General features: G+C 71.7%; 12 protein-coding genes and 1 pseudogene. 7 read left to right on the top strand and 6 right to left on the bottom strand.

What is annotated here, in order from left to right; genetic code table 11:
* Positions 1 to 131: 131 nt before the first annotated feature.
* Positions 132 to 2,714, top strand: coding sequence for an aminopeptidase N (pepN, locus tag ACFYMO_RS09225; RefSeq protein ID WP_366769871.1), 2,583 nt, complete (start codon positions 132 to 134; stop codon positions 2,712 to 2,714).
* 97 nt (positions 2,715 to 2,811) lie between these two features.
* Here pepN (ACFYMO_RS09225) and snpA read toward each other — a convergent pair whose 3' ends face one another.
* Positions 2,812 to 3,492, bottom strand: a complete 681-nt coding sequence (gene snpA, locus ACFYMO_RS09220) for a snapalysin (protein WP_366769872.1) — start codon at positions 3,490 to 3,492, stop codon at positions 2,812 to 2,814.
* A 232-nt stretch (positions 3,493 to 3,724) separates the two neighbouring features.
* On the opposite strand from snpA, the gene ACFYMO_RS09215 reads away from it, so the two are divergent.
* Positions 3,725 to 4,711 (top strand): LysR family transcriptional regulator, encoded by a 987-nt coding sequence (locus ACFYMO_RS09215; protein WP_366769873.1) that lies wholly within the window; start codon positions 3,725 to 3,727, stop codon positions 4,709 to 4,711.
* 398 nt (positions 4,712 to 5,109) lie between these two features.
* The gene (locus tag ACFYMO_RS09210; RefSeq protein WP_366769874.1) at positions 5,110 to 5,979 is read left to right on the top strand and encodes a hypothetical protein; all 870 of its coding nucleotides are present in this window, start codon (positions 5,110 to 5,112) and stop codon (positions 5,977 to 5,979) included.
* Positions 5,980 to 6,330: 351 nt separating this feature from the next.
* Here ACFYMO_RS09210 and ACFYMO_RS09205 read toward each other — a convergent pair.
* Positions 6,331 to 7,453 (bottom strand): annotated as a pseudogene (locus ACFYMO_RS09205) (IS701 family transposase).
* Between the two features lie 111 nt (positions 7,454 to 7,564).
* Positions 7,565 to 10,198: an aminopeptidase N gene (pepN, locus tag ACFYMO_RS09200; RefSeq protein WP_366769875.1), complete on the bottom strand. Its 2,634-nt coding sequence runs from the start codon at positions 10,196 to 10,198 to the stop codon at positions 7,565 to 7,567.
* A gap of 204 nt (positions 10,199 to 10,402) precedes the next feature.
* On the opposite strand from pepN (ACFYMO_RS09200), the gene ACFYMO_RS09195 reads away from it, so the two are divergent.
* Positions 10,403 to 11,032 (top strand): DsbA family protein, encoded by a 630-nt coding sequence (locus ACFYMO_RS09195; RefSeq protein ID WP_366769876.1) that lies wholly within the window; start codon positions 10,403 to 10,405, stop codon positions 11,030 to 11,032.
* A 215-nt stretch (positions 11,033 to 11,247) separates the two neighbouring features.
* Here ACFYMO_RS09195 and ACFYMO_RS09190 read toward each other — a convergent pair whose 3' ends face one another.
* Both ACFYMO_RS09190 and ACFYMO_RS09185 read right to left on the bottom strand, forming a co-directional pair.
* Positions 11,248 to 11,889, bottom strand: a complete 642-nt coding sequence (locus tag ACFYMO_RS09190; RefSeq protein WP_366769910.1) for a superoxide dismutase — start codon at positions 11,887 to 11,889, stop codon at positions 11,248 to 11,250.
* 158 nt (positions 11,890 to 12,047) lie between these two features.
* On the bottom strand, positions 12,048 to 13,520 hold the full coding sequence (locus ACFYMO_RS09185) for an amino acid permease (protein ID WP_366769877.1): 1,473 nt from the start codon (positions 13,518 to 13,520) through the stop codon (positions 12,048 to 12,050).
* A gap of 355 nt (positions 13,521 to 13,875) precedes the next feature.
* Between ACFYMO_RS09185 and ACFYMO_RS09180 the strand changes: the two genes are divergently transcribed.
* Positions 13,876 to 14,481, top strand: a complete 606-nt coding sequence (locus tag ACFYMO_RS09180) for a biotin transporter BioY (RefSeq protein ID WP_366769878.1) — start codon at positions 13,876 to 13,878, stop codon at positions 14,479 to 14,481.
* Between the two features lie 126 nt (positions 14,482 to 14,607).
* On the opposite strand, the gene ACFYMO_RS09175 is transcribed toward ACFYMO_RS09180, so the two are convergent.
* Positions 14,608 to 16,161 (bottom strand): amino acid permease, encoded by a 1,554-nt coding sequence (locus ACFYMO_RS09175; protein WP_366769879.1) that lies wholly within the window; start codon positions 16,159 to 16,161, stop codon positions 14,608 to 14,610.
* Between the two features lie 227 nt (positions 16,162 to 16,388).
* On the opposite strand from ACFYMO_RS09175, the gene ACFYMO_RS09170 reads away from it, so the two are divergent.
* Together ACFYMO_RS09170 and ACFYMO_RS09165 are read left to right on the top strand one after the other, a co-directional pair.
* Positions 16,389 to 16,874 carry a ribose-5-phosphate isomerase gene (locus ACFYMO_RS09170; protein ID WP_019358119.1) on the top strand — a complete coding sequence of 162 codons (486 nt, stop codon included), beginning with the start codon at positions 16,389 to 16,391 and terminating at the stop codon, positions 16,872 to 16,874.
* Positions 16,875 to 16,877: 3 nt separating this feature from the next.
* Positions 16,878 to 17,711, top strand: a complete 834-nt coding sequence (locus ACFYMO_RS09165; RefSeq protein WP_388545320.1) for an Fpg/Nei family DNA glycosylase — start codon at positions 16,878 to 16,880, stop codon at positions 17,709 to 17,711.
* The last annotated feature ends 1 nt before the right edge of the window (position 17,712 follow it).

Raw genomic sequence — 17,712 nt, 5'->3', positions numbered from 1 at the left:
GGTGCATTGGCAGCCCGGATGACCCCCGTTTGAACAGCGTGGGAACGCCCGCCGCCGGGTGTCGCAACCGCGTGCAAGTATGGCTCCAGCACGACTGCGACGAGATCCGCGAGAGTGGGGAGACCAAACAAGTGCCTGGCACGAATCTGACGCGCGAGGAGGCCCAGGAGCGGGCCCGGCTGCTCACCGTGGACTCGTACGAGATCGAGCTGGATCTGAGCGGTGCGCAGGAGGGCGGCACCTTCCGCTCGGTGACGACGGTCCGCTTCGAGACGGCCGCGGCGGGGGACACCTTCGCCGATCTGATCGCGCCCGGCGTGCACGAGGTCACCCTCAACGGCGAGGCCCTCGACCCGGCCTCCGTCTTCGCCGACTCGCGCATCGCCCTGCGCGGACTGCCCCAGGGACCGCAGGAGCTCCGGGTCGTCGCCGACTGCGCGTACACCAACACCGGCGAGGGCCTGCACCGCTTCGTGGACCCGGTCGACGGCCAGGCCTACCTCTACACCCAGTTCGAGGTGCCGGACGCGCGCCGGGTCTTCACCACCTTCGAGCAGCCGGACCTCAAGGCCACCTTCCAGTTCACCGTCCGCGCCCCCGAGGGCTGGACGGTGATCTCCAACTCGCCCACCCCCGAGCCCCGGGACAACGTCTGGAGCTTCGCACCCACCCCGCGGATCTCCACCTACATCACGGCGCTGATCACCGGTCCGTACCACTCGGTGCACAGCAGCTGGGAGGGGAAGGGCGCGGACGGCCGCAGCGTGCCGCTGGGCATCTACTGCCGCCCGTCGCTGGCCGAGTACCTGGACGCCGACGCGATCTTCGAGGTCACCCGGCAGGGCTTCGACTGGTTCCAGGAGAAGTTCGACTACCCGTACCCGTTCGAGAAGTACGACCAGCTCTTCGTGCCCGAGTTCAACGCGGGCGCCATGGAGAACGCGGGCGCCGTCACCATCCGGGACCAGTACGTCTTCCGCTCCAAGGTCACCGACGCCGCCTACGAGGGCCGCGCCGAGACCATCCTGCACGAGCTGGCCCACATGTGGTTCGGCGACCTGGTCACCATGGAATGGTGGAACGACCTGTGGCTGAACGAGTCGTTCGCCACCTACACCTCCATCGCCTGCCAGGCGCACGCCCCCGGCAGCCGCTGGCCGGACGCCTGGACGAGCTTCGCCAACCAGATGAAGACCTGGGCCTACCGCCAGGACCAGCTCCCCTCCACCCACCCGATCATGGCCCCGATCCGGGACCTGGACGACGTCCTGGTCAACTTCGACGGCATCACCTACGCCAAGGGCGCCTCCGTCCTCAAGCAGCTCGTCGCCTACGTCGGGATGGAGGAGTTCTTCCGCGGCGTCCGCGCCTACTTCCAGCGCCACCAGTGGGGCAACACCCGGCTGAGCGACCTGCTCGGCGCGCTGGAGGAGACCTCCGGGCGGGATCTGAAGACCTGGTCCCGGGCCTGGCTGGAGACCGCGGGCATCAACGTCCTGCGCCCCGAGCCGACCTGCGCACCGGACGGCACCCTCACGGCGCTGGCCATCCGACAGGAGGCCCCCGCGCTGCCCGCCGGCGCCGAGGGCGAGCCGACGCTGCGCCCGCACCGCCTCGGCGTCGGCTTCTACGACCTGGTGGACGGCAAGCTGGTGCGCACCGACAGCGTCGAACTCGACGTCGACGGCGAGCTGACCCAGGTGCCGCTTCCCCGCAGCCGCAAGCGCCCCGACGTGCTGCTGCTCAACGACGGCGACCACACCTACGCCAAGGTCCGGCTGGACGAGGAGTCGCTGGCCAACGTCACCCGGCACCTGGGCGACTTCTCCGACCCGCTGCCGCGCGCCCTGTGCTGGGCCTCCGCCTGGGACATGGCCCGCGACGCCGAGCTGTCCGCGAGCGCCTTCCTGGAGCTGGTGCTCTCCGGCATCGGCAAGGAGTCCGACATCGGCCTGGTGCAGTCCCTGCAGCGCCAGGTCAAGCTCGCCCTCGACCTGTACGCGGCGCCCGAGCACCGGGAGGCCGGGCTCACCCGCTGGGCCGCGGCCGCCGACGAGCAGCTCCGCGCCGCCGCGCCGGGCAGCGACCATCAGTTGGCCTGGGCGCGCGCGTTCGCCGCCGCGGCCCGCACCGACGCGCAGCTCGACCTGCTGGCCGGACTGCTGGACGGCAGCCGCACCGTCGAGGGCCTGGTCGTCGACACGGAGCTGCGCTGGGCGTTCCTGGAGCGGCTGGCCGCCACCGGCCGGGCCGACGAGGCCGAGATCGCGGCCGAGCTGGCGCGCGACGCCACCTCGGCCGGGGAGCGGCACGCCGCCGCCGCGCGTGCGGCGCGTCCCACCCCGGAGGCGAAGGCCGAGGCGTGGCGGGCCGTGGTGGAGGGCGACGAGCTGCCCAACGCGGTGCAGGAGGCCGTCATCTCCGGCTTCGTCCAGACCGACCAGCGCGCCCTGCTGGAGCCCTGGACCGAGCGCTACTTCGCCGCCGTCAAGGACGTGTGGGAGCAGCGCAGCCACGAGATGGCCCAGCAGGTCGCCATCGGCCTCTACCCCACGCTGCAGGTCTCCCAGGAGACGCTGGACGCCACCGACGCCTGGCTCGCCTCGGCACGGCCGAGCGCGGCGCTGCGCCGCCTGGTGACCGAGTCCCGGTCCGGGGTCGAGCGGGCGCTGCGCGCTCAGGCCGCGGACGCGGCGGCGGGCGCCGCGGGCTGACGGCCCGGCGGCGCTCCCCGCTGCCGCCGCACACGCATCGGCCCCCGGTGGTGACCGGGGGCCGACGTGCGGGGGGTGGATCAGTTGCGGGTGCGGCTTACTTGAAGCCGACGTTCTCGAACGCGACGGACGCCACGCCGTTCGCCCACAGTTGCTCGACCTGCGCGCGCTCGGAGGCGTCGGGCTGGTCGTTGGTGCAGGACGTGCCGGGGCCGCCGCCCGACATCAGCTCGCTGCACGGCCCGGAGTAGTGGTCCGGCAGGCCGAGCACGTGACCGGTCTCGTGCGCGACGACGCGGTCGGAGTCGTACTGCTGGTTCTGGGCGTAGTCCAGGAAGATGTAGCCGCTGCCGTGGCCGTCGGTGTACGCGTAGCTGCCGCGCGAGTCGTTGCCCTCGCGGTAGTCGAAGCTGGCGCCGCCGCCCTCGGCCAGCTTCACGTTCGAGACGGCCGAGTTCCACACCGCCGTGCTGTTGGCGATCTCGCTCCGGAACGAGGGCGCGCCGCTGGTGCTGTAGTTGATGGTGACCTGCTGGATGCCCGGCTTCTCGGCCTGCTTCTTGAAGGCTTCCTTGACGATGAACTTGAAGAACTTCTCGTTGCGCTGCTGGTTCTCGCCGGTGAAGCCCTGAGTGGTTGCGGAGGCTGCCGTCGAGGACGCCGCGGGACGGGAGGCGGCCGCGTCGTCCGCCGCGGAGGCGGGCACGGCGCCGAGGCCGAGTGCGACGGTCACGCCCAGGCCGAGCGCCGCCGAAAGAGCCGATCTGCGGTATTCCATGGGGGGTCTCTCCTTGGTTTCGGAGAAACCGGCGCCGCTCTGGGATGTTGGCGTGGGGGGCGCCGCCGGTCCCTCCGGACGGATTGCTGCTCCGGGAGAGTCTGTTCGAACGGACGGCGTTCCGGAATGATGCCAACTCCCGATAGGACCGGTGAATCCCCCCGCGCCGCACGGACGTTCGCGCACCGTTCACCGGTCCGGCGCTCTCTGGTGGGACCCGCGACCCGCCGATATGCTCCGCGGTGTGGAGCTCGAAGTGAGGCATCTTCGTGCAGTGTGTGCGATCGCCGACACCGGCAGCGTGCACAAGGCGGCCCGCCAGCTCGGGATGACGCAGCCTTCGCTGACGACCCAGCTCAGGCGGATCGAACAGGCCGTCGGCGGTCCGCTCTTCAACCGGGAGCGGACGGGCAGCAGGCCCACGCCGCTGGGCCGCACCGTCCTCACCCGCGCCCGGCCGATCGTCGCGCAGATGACGGAGCTGATCCGGGAGGCCAAGGACGCCGCCGGCCTCGGCCACGCGGACCCCGGGGGGCGGCTGCGGCTCGGCAGCACCGGCAGCAGGGCCGTCCCCGGCTGGCTGCGCCGCCTGCACCGCAGGCTGCCGGACACCGACATCACCTTCCAGACCGACGTCTCGGCCAACACGCTGCTGCAGATGGTCGCTGACAACCAGCTCGACGCCGCCTTCGTGCACGAGGTCGAGGGAGCCCCGCTGCGGGTCCCCGACGGCATCCGGCTGCGGGTCCTGGTGCGGCGCGAGCCCCAGTTCGTCGCCGTGCCCGCCACCCATCCGGCGGCGCGGACCGGGCGGGCCGTGGCCGTCGCGGAGCTCGCCGGGGAGAAGTGGATGGTCGACCCGTCGGTCGACGGCGACTGGGACGGGCTGCGCCGGGTGTTCACCGCTGCGCGGATCGATCCGCGGGTGGTGTACGGCGACTATCTCTCCGCGGGCGATCTGGTCGCCGCCGGGGAGGTCGTCTCGCCCTGCCAGCCCACCTCGCAGCCGCGGCCGGGCATGTCCATCGTCCCCCTGGTGGGGGATCCGCTCGGGGTGCGGCTGGTGGTGGCGCTGCGGGCCGGACGGTGCGCGGGCATCGAGGGGGACGGCGTCGTCGAGGATCTGCGCGCCTCCTACGAGGAGGTGGCGCTGGGCAGTCCCGCTTACGCGCGCTGGCTCGCCGCCCGGCGCGACCCCGGGCTCCCCGTCGTGGCCTGAGACGTCCCGCCGGGCCGGTCCCGCCGCGGGCCGGTGCCGGGACCGGCCCGCGGAGCGGGGCTAGTACTGCAACCGCATGTGAAGCACCGACGAAAGGCGCCTCGTCCCTGTGACGGAAGTCGCTGGTGGCGGGGCACCTTTCGGGGTTCGTCCGGACCTCCTGCCGGGGTTGCTGCTCGATCGCGGGAAGCGAGCGCTTTGCCCCCCACTTGATTACGCCGGTGTGCCTAGGTGCATGATGTGCCTGAGCATAGGGGGGACGCATGACGCAGACCACGCCGCCGAAACGGGGGCTGACACCGCCGGGGGCTCCGGGGAATCCGGATGTGCCGCCGCAGGGGTTCGTGCCCGTGCGGCCTCCGGACGGCGGGAACGCCGCGGTGTTCACCGTCGGGGCTGTGGCAATCGGGGCTGAGACCGTGATCGCCGCGCTGGTCGCCGTCCTGTACAGCTTGCAGTCCGAGTCCCACGGCGGCGAAGGCGGCCTGGGATGGCTGTTCGGCACCGTATTCGCGCTCGTGCTGCTGGCAGTCCTTTCGATGATCGCAGGGCTGGCCGGTTCGGCGATGACGGTGCTTCCCCTGGTCCTCCTCGGGCGTGCGGTGGCCCGCCGTACGGGGCGACGCGACAGCTGGCGGCTCACCCTGGCCACCGTGGCGGTCGTTGCCGCCGCCCTGGCGCTGCTCATCGGCTCCTGCGTGCTCCTGGCCGGCTTCGGCGGCCCCGGCGACCTGCTCGTCTATCCCGTCCTTGCCCTCAGCCTCATCGTCGGGCTGGCCCCCGCGACCCTGTGCGCCCGGGCGGCGGGGAACCCCGGAAAGCCCGGGGCCCGGTGGCGGGTGCTCGGGAGCGTGGCGCTGGGCGGTCTGGGGCTGCTCGCGGTGACGCTTGCGGTCGGGGCCGCGGCGTACAGCTCGGGGATCCTCAAGATCTACGAACCGCCCCGGCTCACTGAGGCCGACATGGTCGGCACCTGGACGGACGGCGACGGCGGAAGCCTCCGCTTCGAGGCGGACGGCACGGTGTCGGCGAAGGGCGTCAACGAGTACGAGGCCACGGGTGAGCAGTCCGGTACCTCCGACTGCACCGGGACATGGCAGCTGACCGCGAACGACGGCGTCGATCGGCCGTTCGAGCTCGGCATCGCGGACTGCGAGAGCCTGTCCTCCGGCTGGGACATCGGCGGTACGGAGGAACACCCGACGGTCTTCACCTGGATCGGCGAGCCGGATTCGGGTGAGCGGTACATCCTTACGCGACAGCGGTGAGCCATCCGGTGCTGAGGTATCGGGCCTGGCCGGGTGGAGGTGTGCGGTCATGCCGCCCTCGATCCGTAGCCTCCACCGCCACACGGGTCCCAGCCGACTGCCCCGAAGCTACGGCGTAAGCACCACGCAGTACGCCAGGAACGTGGGAATCGATCTCCACCAACGTGGGACGGCCCGCTGCGGCAGTTCCCTCACCGCTCGTCAGCGACTTCCGTCGGTGCCCCCATGTGTGGGTCGTGGCCTCGGCGTGGGTAATGGCAGCGTCGGGCCCGGGCCTGACCGCGGCGCCGGAAGTGTGACCCAGACGGTGCTCGTTGCTGTGGCAGCGGGGCGTGACGACGACGTGCCCGATCATCCGGCGGATCTCGGGGACGCTGAGGGGTATGAGGCCCCGCTCGTCATTTCCGCTGCCCCTTTTGCGGCTTCTTGCGCGCGGATGGCCGTGAGGTGGGCGAGGACGGCCATGGCCAGGGTGATGTGCCGGTACCAGGCCCGGTAGAGCCGCACCTGGTAGTGGTCGAGCCCGCACTCGCCTTTCGCGGTCTGGAAGCACTCTTCCACCGCCCACCTCGCCCCGGCGGTCCTGACCAGGTCTTTCAACCGGGAAGTGACCGGCCCGTAGCAGACGTAGTAGGCGAGGTCAGCAGGATCGGCCAGGCTGCGGCGGGCAGGCACCCAGTGTCCGTACCCGTCCTCCCAGCACGGCCGGACGGCGACGCGGGCCCAGTGGTAGATCCGCTGGCCATGGGCTCCGGCCGGGATCCGCTTCCACGCCTGCTTCGGCAAGGCCGCGATCAGAGCGTCGACGCGGGCGTCCTGGCCGTCGGCGGTGATCACGGTGTCGTTGACCTTGGTGGCCGGCACATACGCGGCCCGCCGCTCTTCGAGCCAGGCGCGGAAGTGCTTGACCTGCGCGTACGCCTCGTCCGCGGTCACCCAGGCGAAGGGAACACAGGCATCGATGGCGCGTTGCAGCATCCACTTGAGATGCTCGATCTTCGTGGCGAACGGCACCGTGTCGTCGATCCCGGCCTTCCGGCAGCGGTCGCGGTCATCCGTCCAGGACTTCGGGACGTAGAGTTCCCGGTTGACCAGCACCCGCCCCTTGCCGGATGCGTAGGCGAGGAACGTGCCGATCCGGCAGTTCTCGGTGCGGCCGGCGGTGCCGGAATACTGCCGCTGGACCCCTGCTGACGCCCTTCTTCAGGAATCCGGTGCCGTCCCCGATGAGCACGCCGTCCTTGGCGCCGATGGTCTCCACGACGAAATCCCGGACATCGTCCCGGACCGCGTTCTCGTCCCACTCGGAGTGGTTGAGCAGGCGTTGCACACCGTCCGGGCGGAGCTGGCCGACCTGCTCGGCCAGCGTCCAACCGTTCTTCTTCCCCAACGGCGCAAGCAGGCCCGTCATGTAGTCCAGAGCTCGATCGCGTGGCTCCGACCTGCCAAAACGACGCCCGAAGCGGGCATGCAACCCCGCTGTGCCATCGGACTACGACTCGATCTGCTCAACCGTCAACGGCTCATCACACAGTCCGACCAGCGAGCATTCCCGCCAACCGTCACGCCACATGCGGTTGCAGTACTAGGCGACGGCGTCGGCGCGCTGGGCGCGCAGCGCCCGGGCCAGGTCGTCCCGGGCCTCGGCGACCAGCCGCCGCAGCGCGGGTGCGGCATCCGGATGCCCGGTCAGCCACGCGTCCGCGGCGTCGAGGGTGGCCTGGTCGCCCTGCGCGGCGGGGAACAGGCCCCGCACGACGGCCATGCCGATCTCGATCGAGCGAGTGGCCCAGACCGTCTCCAGCATCTCGAAGTAGCGCGCGGTGTACGGCGCGGTCAGCTCGGCCTGGCCGGGCTGCGCGAAGCCGGAGATCGTCGCTTCGACCAGGGAGTTGGACAGCGCGTCGGACTCCACGACCGAGGCCCACGCCTGCGCCTTGACCGCGGCCGAGGGGCGGGCGGCCAGACAGCGGACCTGGTGCCGCTTGCCGGAGGCGGTGTCGTCCCGCGCCAGTTCGGCGTCGACTGCCTCCTCGTCGGCCAGGCCGGCGGCGGTCAGGGCGCCCAGGATGGTCCAGCGCAGCTCCTGGTCCACCGCCAGCCCGTCGATCCGGGCGGTGCCGGCCAGCAGCCCCTGCAACAGCCGCAGCTCCTCCTCGCGGGAGGCGACGGCGGTGAGGAATCGAGCCCAGGCCAACTGGTGTCCGCTGCCCGGCTCGGCCTGCCGCAGCCGGGTGACCGCGCACTCCGAGAGCAGCCGCCCGGCCTCGGGACGCCATTCGGGGGCCGTGTAGTGCTCCAGGGCCAGCTTCGCCTGGCCGTGCAGCATCTGCAGCACACCGATCTCGGTCTCCTGCCCGGCGAACCGCAACACGAGGTCGAGGAAGTCCCGGGCCGGCATCAGCCCGTCCCGGGTCAGGTTCCACACGGCGGACCAGCACAGCGCGCGGGCCAGCGAGTGCCCGGCGCCGGAGGGGCCGGGGGCGGGGTCGGTGAGTTCGCCGAGGTGCTCGCGCAGGGTCGCCAGGGACGCCTCGTCGAAGCGGATCTTGCAGTAGGTCAGGTCGTCGTCGTTGACCAGCACCAGATCCGGCCGCTGGGCACCGGCCAGTTCGGCGACCGGGGTGCGCGGGCCCGCGACGTCGACCTCGGCGCGCGCGTACCGCTCCAGGACGCCCCGCGCCGGGTCGCGCCGGTAGAGGCCCACCGCGACGCGGTGCGGGCGCAGCACGGGGTGCTCGGCGGAGGCGGCCTCCTGGAGCACGGCGAGTTCGGTGACCCGGCCGGCCGCGTCGTAGGTGAACTGCGGCGTGAGGGTGTTGACCCCGGCGGTCTGCAGCCACGCCTCGGACCACTCGGCCATGTCCCGGCCGGAGGTCTCCTCCAGCACGGACAGCAGGTCCGCCAGCCGGGTGTTGCCCCACTGGTGGCGCTTGAAGTAGCGCCGGGCGCCTTCCAGGAAGGCGTCCTTGCCGACGTAGGCGACGAGCTGTTTGAGGACGGAGGCGCCCTTGGCGTAGGTGATGCCGTCGAAGTTGAGCTTGGCGTCCTCCAGGTCCCGGATGTCGGCGGTGACCGGGTGGGTGGAGGGGAGCTGGTCGGCGCGGTAGGCCCAGGACTTGCGGCGGTTGGCGAAGGTGATCCAGCCGTCCCGGAAGCGGGTGGACTCCACCAGCGCGAAGGCGCCCATGAAGTCCGCGAAGGACTCCTTGAGCCACAGGTCGTCCCACCACTCCATGGTGACCAGGTCGCCGAACCACATGTGCGCCATCTCGTGCAGGATGACGTTGGCGCGGCCCTCGTAGGAGGCCTCGGTGACCCTGCCGCGGAAGACGAACTCCTCGCGGAAGGTCACGCAGCCCGGGTTCTCCATGGCGCCGATGTTGTACTCCGGCACGAACGCCTGGTCGTACTTGCCGAACGGGTACGGGTAGTCGAAGTGGTCGTGGAAGAAGTCCAGGCCCTGCTTGGTGACGGTGAAGATGTCCTGCGGGTCGAAGTAGCGTGCCAGCCCCTTGCGGCACAGGGCACCCAGCGGGATCTCCAGCTCGCTGCCGTCCTCGAGGGTGCGCCGGTAGGTGTCGGCGACGTAGTGGTAGGGGCCCGCGACGACGGCGGTGATGTACGTCGAGATGGACTCGGTGCGGGCGAACCGCCACAGGGCCGCGGCCCCGTCGTCCACCGGGCGCGGCTCGCCCTCCTGGGCGCCGTTGCTGAGCACCGTCCAGCCGGCGGGTGCGGTGACGGTGAAGTCGAAGGGCGCCTTGAGGTCGGGCTGCTCGAAGGTGGCGAAGACGCGGCGCGCGTCGGCCGGCTCGTACTGGGTGTAGAGGTATACCTGCCCGTCCTCGGGGTCGAGGAAGTGGTGCAGTCCCTCGCCGGTGCGGCTGTAGGCGCACTGCGCGTCGATCGTCACCTCGTTCGCGGCGCGCAGCCCGGACAGCGTCACGCGGGCACCGTCGAAGACCTCCTCGGCCCGGAGCGTCTCGCCGTTCAGGGTGACCGAATGGACGTGCGGGGCCACCAGGTCCACGAAGGTGGTGGCGCCCTCCTCGGCGCAGGCGAACCGGATGGTGGTGGTCGAGCGGAAGGTGCGGGGCCCGCTGGCGGGCGGCGGCTCGATGGCGGAGCGCAGGTCCAGCGCCACGTCGTACCCGCTCACGGTCAGCAGCGCCGCGCGCTCCCGGGCCTCCGTGCGGGTCAGGTTCTCTCCGGGCACGCCGCGCTTCCTCTCCGATCGGTCACGGTCCCGCCGCGTGGCACGGACCGCATGGTCGACAGCCTGTTCAGGATCGCATGCGGCGCCGGGCGGGCACACCCGGGAATGCCGTCGCCCGCCCGGTGCGTTGTCCGCGTTCGAGATCACCGTCACACCGCGGCCGCGGCCGCGGTGCAGCAGACCTTCGTCGCCGAGGAGAGGCCCATGCCCGAGAAGACGCCCGCCGATTTCTGGTTCGATCCGCTGTGCCCCTGGGCGTGGATGACCTCCCGCTGGATGCTGGAGGTCGAGAAGCTGCGGCCGATCGAGGTCCGCTGGCACGTGATGAGCCTTGCGGTGCTCAACGAGAAGCGGCTGGAGGAGCTGCCGGAGAACTACCGGGAGCTGATGGCCCGCGCCTGGGGTCCGGTGCGGGTGTGCGTGGCCGCCGAGCAGGAGCATGGCTCCGCGGTGCTGGGCCCGCTGTACACCGCGCTGGGCAACCGCGCCCACCCGGGCGGCCGGGAGCTGGACCGGGAGGTGATCCTGGAGGCGCTCGCCGAGGCGGGGCTGCCCGCCTCGCTGGCCGACGCCGCCGACTCGGACGCCTACGACGCGGCGCTGCGCGCCTCGCACGAGGAGGGCATCGGGCTGGTGGGCCAGGAGGTCGGCACCCCGGTCATCGCCGTGCCGGGTGCGGACGGCGGGCGGATCGCCTTCTTCGGCCCGGTGGTCACCCCGGCGCCCAAGGGCGAGGCCGCGGCCCGGCTGTGGGACGGCACGCTGATGGTGGCCTCGACGCCCGGCTTCTTCGAGATCAAGCGCACCCGCGACGTGGGCCCGCTCTTCGACTGACGGGCCCGCCCGGTGCGCGGCTCGCCGGTCCGTCCGGCGTGCGGGGCCCGCCCGCGCGGCCGGGGCGCCCGGTGCGCGGGTGTGGGCCCGGAAGTACGCGGGGCCCCTGCGTGTCACGTCCACACAGGGGCCCCGCCGTCCTCCGCCCCCGGGAAAGGTGAGAAGACGATCACGAGGGTGGAAGGCCTGCCGCAGGCGAGGGGTGTGCTCCTCGGCTACGGGGTGAGCAGCATGCTGTTGGCGCGCTCCTTCGCCGCGGTGTAGCGGGCCGCGACGTCCTGCCAGTTGACGACGCGCCACATGGCCTCGACGAAGTCCACCTTCTGGTTGCGGTACTGCAGGTAGAAGGCGTGTTCCCAGGCGTCGAAGACGAGCAGCGGCACCGAGCCCTGCCCGACGTTGCCCTGGTGGTCGTAGACCTGTTCGACGATGAGCCGTCCGGTGACCGGCTCGTAGGCGAGTACGCCCCAGCCCGAGCCCTGGGTGGTGGCCGCCGCCTTGGAGAGGTGGGCCTTGAACTTGGCGAAGCCGCCGAACGACTCGGCGATGGCGTCGGCCAGTTCGCCGGTGCCGTCCTTCTCCAGCGGTTCGCCGCCGCCGTCGCCGGTCATGTTCTGCCAGTAGATGCTGTGCAGGATGTGCCCGGACAGGTGGAAGGCGAGGTTCTTCTCCAGTCCGTTGACCGAGCCCCACTGGTCCTTGTCCCGGGCCTCCGCGAGCTGCTCCAGGGTGTCGTTGGCCCCCTTCACGTACCCGGCGTGGTGCTTGTCGTGGTGCAGCTCGATGATCTCGCCGCTGATGACCGGCTCCAGCGCGGAGTAGTCGTACGGCAGCTCCGGCAAGGTGTAGGTCGTGATCGACATGCTCTCGCCCCTCACTCGCTATTGCATAATACTTGCAAAAAGAAGCTAGCAGCAACAGATCCCGAAAGAGCGGAGCGCCCCCCGTGCGAGGGGGGCGCTCCGCTCTTTCGGATCGGCCGGAAGTCGTAGGACCGGCGTGCGCTGAGGTGCTGTCAGGACCCGCGGGCGGGTCGGCCGTCCGCAGGCGCCGGGGTCTGCGGACGCCGGCGCTGCCGGAGGTACCCGGCCACGGCCAGCACCACCGTCAGACCCGCGGTGAACGCCAACTGGGTGCGGGTGTCGCCCTCGCGGAGCATCAGCAGCAGAATCGCGGCGATACCGGCGAGCGCCACGATGGTCAGCCCCGGGAACAGCCACATCCGCACCACCAGTTTCTCCGGGGCCTCCCGCTCCAGCCTGCGCCGGGTGCGGAACTGCGAGACGGCGATGAAGCCCCAGACCACGAGCGTCGCCGCGCCGACCATGTTCAGCAGCCACTGGAAGACCGTCTTCTCCCAGAAGAAGTTCAGCAGCACCGCCACGAAACCGAAGAGGGACGAGGCGACCACCGCGTAGCGCGGCACTCCCTGGGCGCTCACCCGGTTCAGGAACGCCGGGCCCTCGCCCCGCTCCACCAGCGAGTACGACATCCGCGAGGCGCCGTAGATGTTGGCGTTCATCGCCGACAGCAGCGCGATGAGCACCACCACGTTCATGATCTGCGCGGCGGCAGGGATCCCGAGGTGGTCCAGCACCGCGGCGTACGGACCGGAGAGCACGGACTCGTCCTGCCACGGGATCAGCGTGACGATCACCAGCATCGAGCCGACGTAGAACAGCGCGATCCGCCAGACCGCGGTACGGACCGCCTTGGCGACCCCCGAGACCGGCTTCTCCGACTCGGCGGCCGCGATCGTCACCGTCTCCAGACCGCCGAACGCGAACACCGAGGCGAGCAGCCCCACGATCAGCCCCTCGGTGCCGGTCGGGAAGAAGCCCCCGTCCCCGGTCAGATTGCCGGCGCCCGGCGAGTCGGTGCCCGGCAGCAGGCCGGCTATCGCGAGCCCGCCCAGCACCAGGAAGGCGCTGATGGCCAGGACCTTCACCGCGGCGAACCAGAACTCGTACTCGCCGAAGTTCCGCACCTGGGCCAGGTTGGTGGCGCAGAAGACGAGCATGAACAGCGCGACCCACATCCACTGCTCGGTCCCGGGCAGCCAGCCGGTCATGATCTTCGCCGCCGCGGTCGCCTCGGTGGCGATGGCCACGCACAGCAGCGTCCAGTAGATCCAGCCCGCTGTGAAACCCGCCCAAGGTCCCAGGGCCCGCTCCGCGTGGACCGAGAAGGAGCCGGAGGCCGGGCGGGCCGCCGACATCTCGCCCAGCATCCGCATGACGAGCATCACCAGCGCGCCGGAGGCGGCGTAGGCGAGGACGATCGCGGGGCCCGCGGCGGCGATGCCCGCGCCGGAGCCGACGAAGAGCCCCGCGCCGATGACGCCGCCCAGGGCGATCATCGAGAGGTGGCGCTGCTTGAGGCCGTGCGCGAGGGCGCCCCCGGAGGGGCCGGTGCCCTCCGGAGGGCCGGACGGCGTGGGGGGTTCGCCGGGAGAATGTGGCGCGTCGGAGGTCTCGGTGCGCGTCATCAGTGGCCGTTCCTGGAGTGTGTGAGGGTGAGCGGGGGACGGGGCGCTGCGCGTGGTCCCGCAGCCATCGGGGAGACTGGCGTTTCCACAGTGTTCGGGAGCCTGCCCCGGCACGGCAATAATCGTGCAGTGCCTTCCGCAATGCGGACAGCCCCCTTCGGCGGTGAACCGGGGCGAACCGGCCCTTCCGCGCCCCGCACTGTCAGCAAGCTCACGCCGCCCCGCACTGTCAGCAAGCTCACGCCCCGCTCACGCTCGGCGCACGAGTGGATTCGGCTAGCGTCGACGCGCACGAGGCCGACGTTCTGCGCGCCCGTGCCTGCTTCTACCAGCTCGCACCAGACGGAGATGCCAGATGAGTGCCCTCACTTCCGCAGCCACACCGCGTCCGGGAGCCGTGCTCGCGGATCTGCTGCCCGCCTCCAGCTCAGCCCGCGCCCGGGTCCGGGACGTCGCACTCGTCCTCGGCGGCGCCGCGCTGACCGGCGCCGCCGCCCAGCTCGCGGTGCCGATCCCGGGCTCGCCCGTGCCGGTCACCGGCCAGACCTTCGCCGCGCTGCTGATCGGCGCCGGACTGGGCGCCGGGCGCGGCTTCCTGGCCCTGGCGCTGTACGCGGTGGCGGGCATGGCCGGGGTGCCGTGGTTCGCGCAGGCGTCCGCGGGGGTCGGGATGCCCTCCCTCGGCTATGTGTTCGGGATGGTGCTGGCCTCGCTCGCCGTCGGGGCCCTCGCCCGCCGGGGCGGTGACCGCGGCGTGCTGCGCACGGCCGGGACCATGGCGGTCGGCACGGTGATCATCTACGCGTTCGGCGTCCCGTACCTGGCGCTGTCCACCGGTATGTCGGCCGGTGAGGCGCTCGCCGCCGGGCTGGTGCCGTTCCTGGTCGGCGACGCCGTCAAGGCCGCGCTGGCTATGGGCGCGCTGCCCGCGGCCTGGAAGCTGGCGGGCCGCCAGGACTGACGCCCGCGCCCGGCCCGGAAGCGGGCCGCGCATCCGCTGTGCCCGAGGGGGCCCGGCGCCGTCGCGGCGCCGGGCCCCCTCGGCCTGCTGCGGCCTGCCCGCGGCGGGCCGCCTTCCGGGTGCCGCTCAGCGGCGGCTCGCCTGCGGGCCGGTCTCTCCGGCGGGCTTCGGCACCCGGGCGGTCGCGGTGGCGTCCGGCCCGCCGCCGTCCTCGCCGGAGGGCGCGTCGGTGCCGGGAGCGCCGGGCAGCGGTTCGCCCCGCTGCCGGACGATCCGGTCCTTGACCAGCGAGGCCGCCAGCACCACTGCGGCGACGACGAGGGACAGGATCATCTGGACCCGGCCGTCCTCGTCGGTGAACATGTAGCCGATCACGAAGACGATCAGGCCGATGGTCGCCCAGGTCAGATACGGGTACAGCCACATCCGCACGGTCAGCTTCTCCGGGGCCTCCCGCTCGATCCGGCGCCGCATCCGCAGCTGCGAGGCGCAGATGACCAGCCAGACGAAGAGGGCGACGGCGCCGGAGGAGTTCAGCAGGAACTCGAAGACCGTGTCCTTGGCGATGTAGTTGAAGAAGACCGCGACGAACCCGAAGGCCACCGAGGCCAGGATCGCGGTGGTGGGCACCCCGCGGCCGTTGGTGCGGCCGAAGGAGGCCGGCGCGTCCTTGCGCTCACCCAGCGAGAAGGCCATCCGCGACGCGGTGTACAGGCCCGAGTTCAGGCAGGAGAGCACGGCGGTCAGCACCACGACGTCCATGACGGTGCCCGCGTACGGGATGTCCAGCGAGTTCAGCACGGCCACGTACGGGCCTTCGGAGGCGATCGCCTTCGAGTCCCAGGGCAGCAGCGAGACGATCACGAAGATCGAGCCGATGTAGAACAGCCCGATCCGCCAGATCACGCTGTTGACGGCCTTGCGCACGGCGTCGACCGGGTTCGGCGACTCGGCGGCGGCCAGGGTCACGATCTCGCTGCCCATGAACGAGAAGACCACGAGCAGCATGCCGGAGAGGATCGCTCCGGGACCGTGCGGCAGGAATCCGCCGTGTCCGGTCAGGTTCTCCGTCCCCGCGAAGTGGTCGGCGGGCGGCAGGCCCGCGAAGGCGATCACCCCGACGACGATGAACGCGATGATCGCGACGACCTTGATCCCGGCGAACCAGAACTCGAACTCGCCGTAGGAGCCGACGGAGATCAGATTGGTGCCGGTCAGCACCAGCATCACCAGCAGGGCCCAGCCCCACTGCGGTACCGCGGGCGCCCAGCCCTCCAGGATCTCGGCGGCCGCGGTCGCCTCCACGGCGAGCACGACGGACCAGAAGAACCAGTACAGCCAGCCGATGGTGAACCCGGCCCAGCGGCCCAGCGCACGGTCGGCGTAGGTGGAGAACGACCCGGAGGTCGGCTGGGCGGCGGCCATCTCGCCCAGCATCCGCATCACCAGGACGACGAGCAGCCCGGCGAGCGCGTAGGAGAGCAGGATGCCGGGACCGGCGTCCGCGATACCGGCCTTGGAGCCGATGAAGAGTCCGGCGCCGATGACGCCGCCGATGGCGATCATGGACAGATGGCGGTTCTTGAGGCCCGCCTGGAGGCCGTCACCGTCCCCGGTACCGGGTGCGGGCGGGCTCTGTGGCGGCTCCCCCGACGTGCGCGGGGTGTGCTGGGAACTCATGGGGCAGCCGGCTCCTAATGAGGGTGGTGTGCAAATGAGCGCTCACATGTAACGGCTCCTAATGCCCCCTATGGAAGAGGTGAATCACGATTGTTGCCTACGGAACATCGGGAATACCTCCCGTACGGCTGAGAAACACCTCCTGCTCCGCCGTCCGACCGTGCCCCGCGCCGCCGGACCGCGCCCTGGGAGGCCGGTCGCCCGGCGGAGATGGCACACTCTGCGTCATGCGCGTCTACCTCGGCTCCGATCACGCCGGTTTCGAACTCAAGAACCACCTCGTCGAGTGGCTCCGCACGGCCGGCCACGAGCCCGTCGACTGCGGACCCCACATCTACGACGCCGAGGACGACTACCCGCCCTTCTGCCTGCGCGCCGCGCAGCGCACCGCCGCGGACGGCGACGCGCTCGGCATCGTCATCGGCGGCTCCGGCAACGGCGAGCAGATGGCCGCCAACAAGGTCCCCGGCGCCCGCTGCGCCCTGGCCTGGAGCACCGAGACGGCCGCCCTGGCCCGCGAGCACAACGACGCCAACCTGGTCAGCGTGGGCGCCCGGATGCACACCACCGAGGAGGCCGTCTCCTTCGTGGAGACCTTCCTGAACACGCCCTTCTCCGAGGGCGAGCGGCACCGGCGCCGCATCGCGATGCTCGCCGACTTCGAGCGCAGCGGCGAACTGCCGCCCGTGCCCGCGCACCACCCCCAGCCCTGAGCCGTGCCCGAGGGCCACACCATCCACCGGCTCGCCCGCGAGGTCGCGGACCGGTTCGCCGGACACCCGCTGGACGTCTCCAGCCCCCAGGGCAAGTTCGCCGACGGTGCCGCGCTGCTGGACGGCGCGGCGCCGACCGGCACCGAGGCGCACGGCAAGCACCTGTTCCTGGGCTTCGGACCGGCCGGCTGGGTCCATATCCACCTGGGCCTCTACGGCACCTTCCGGTTCGGCGAGGGCCCGCCCCCGGCGCCCGTCGGGCAGGTCAGGCTGCGACTGGCCACCCGCCCCGGTGAGCGCCCCGCGGGCCCACCGCACTACGCCGACCTGCGCGGGCCCACCCGCTGCGAACTGCTGACCGAACCGGAGAAGCAGGCGGTCGGCGGCCGGCTCGGCCCCGACCCGCTGCGCCCCGCCTCCGACCCGGCAGCCGCCTGGGCGCGGATCTCCCGCAGCCGCACGACCGTCGCCGCGCTGCTGATGGACCAGAAGATCGTCGCCGGGGTCGGCAACGTCTACCGTGCCGAGGTGCTCTTCCGGCACGGCATCGACCCCTACCGCGCCGGCCGGGACCTCACCCGCACCGAGTGGGAAGCGCTGTGGGACGATCTCGTCGCGCTGATGACCGACGGCGTCCGCAAGAACCGCCTCGACACCGTGCGCGACGAGCACACCCCCGAGGCCATGGGACGCCCGCCGCGCGTGGACGACCACGGCGGCGAGGTCTACGTCTACCGCCGGGCCGGACTCCCCTGCCTGGTGTGCGGCAGCCCGGTCGCCACCGCGGAACTGGCGGCCCGCAACCTGTTCTGGTGTCCCTCCTGCCAGCGCCGGTGAC

This window comes from Streptomyces sp. NPDC007025, from assembly GCF_042869455.1.
In the GTDB taxonomy this organism is placed as follows: domain Bacteria; phylum Actinomycetota; class Actinomycetes; order Streptomycetales; family Streptomycetaceae; genus Streptomyces.
Note: the sequence above shows the minus strand (reverse complement) of the source record. Positions and strands in the feature narration are given on the sequence as shown.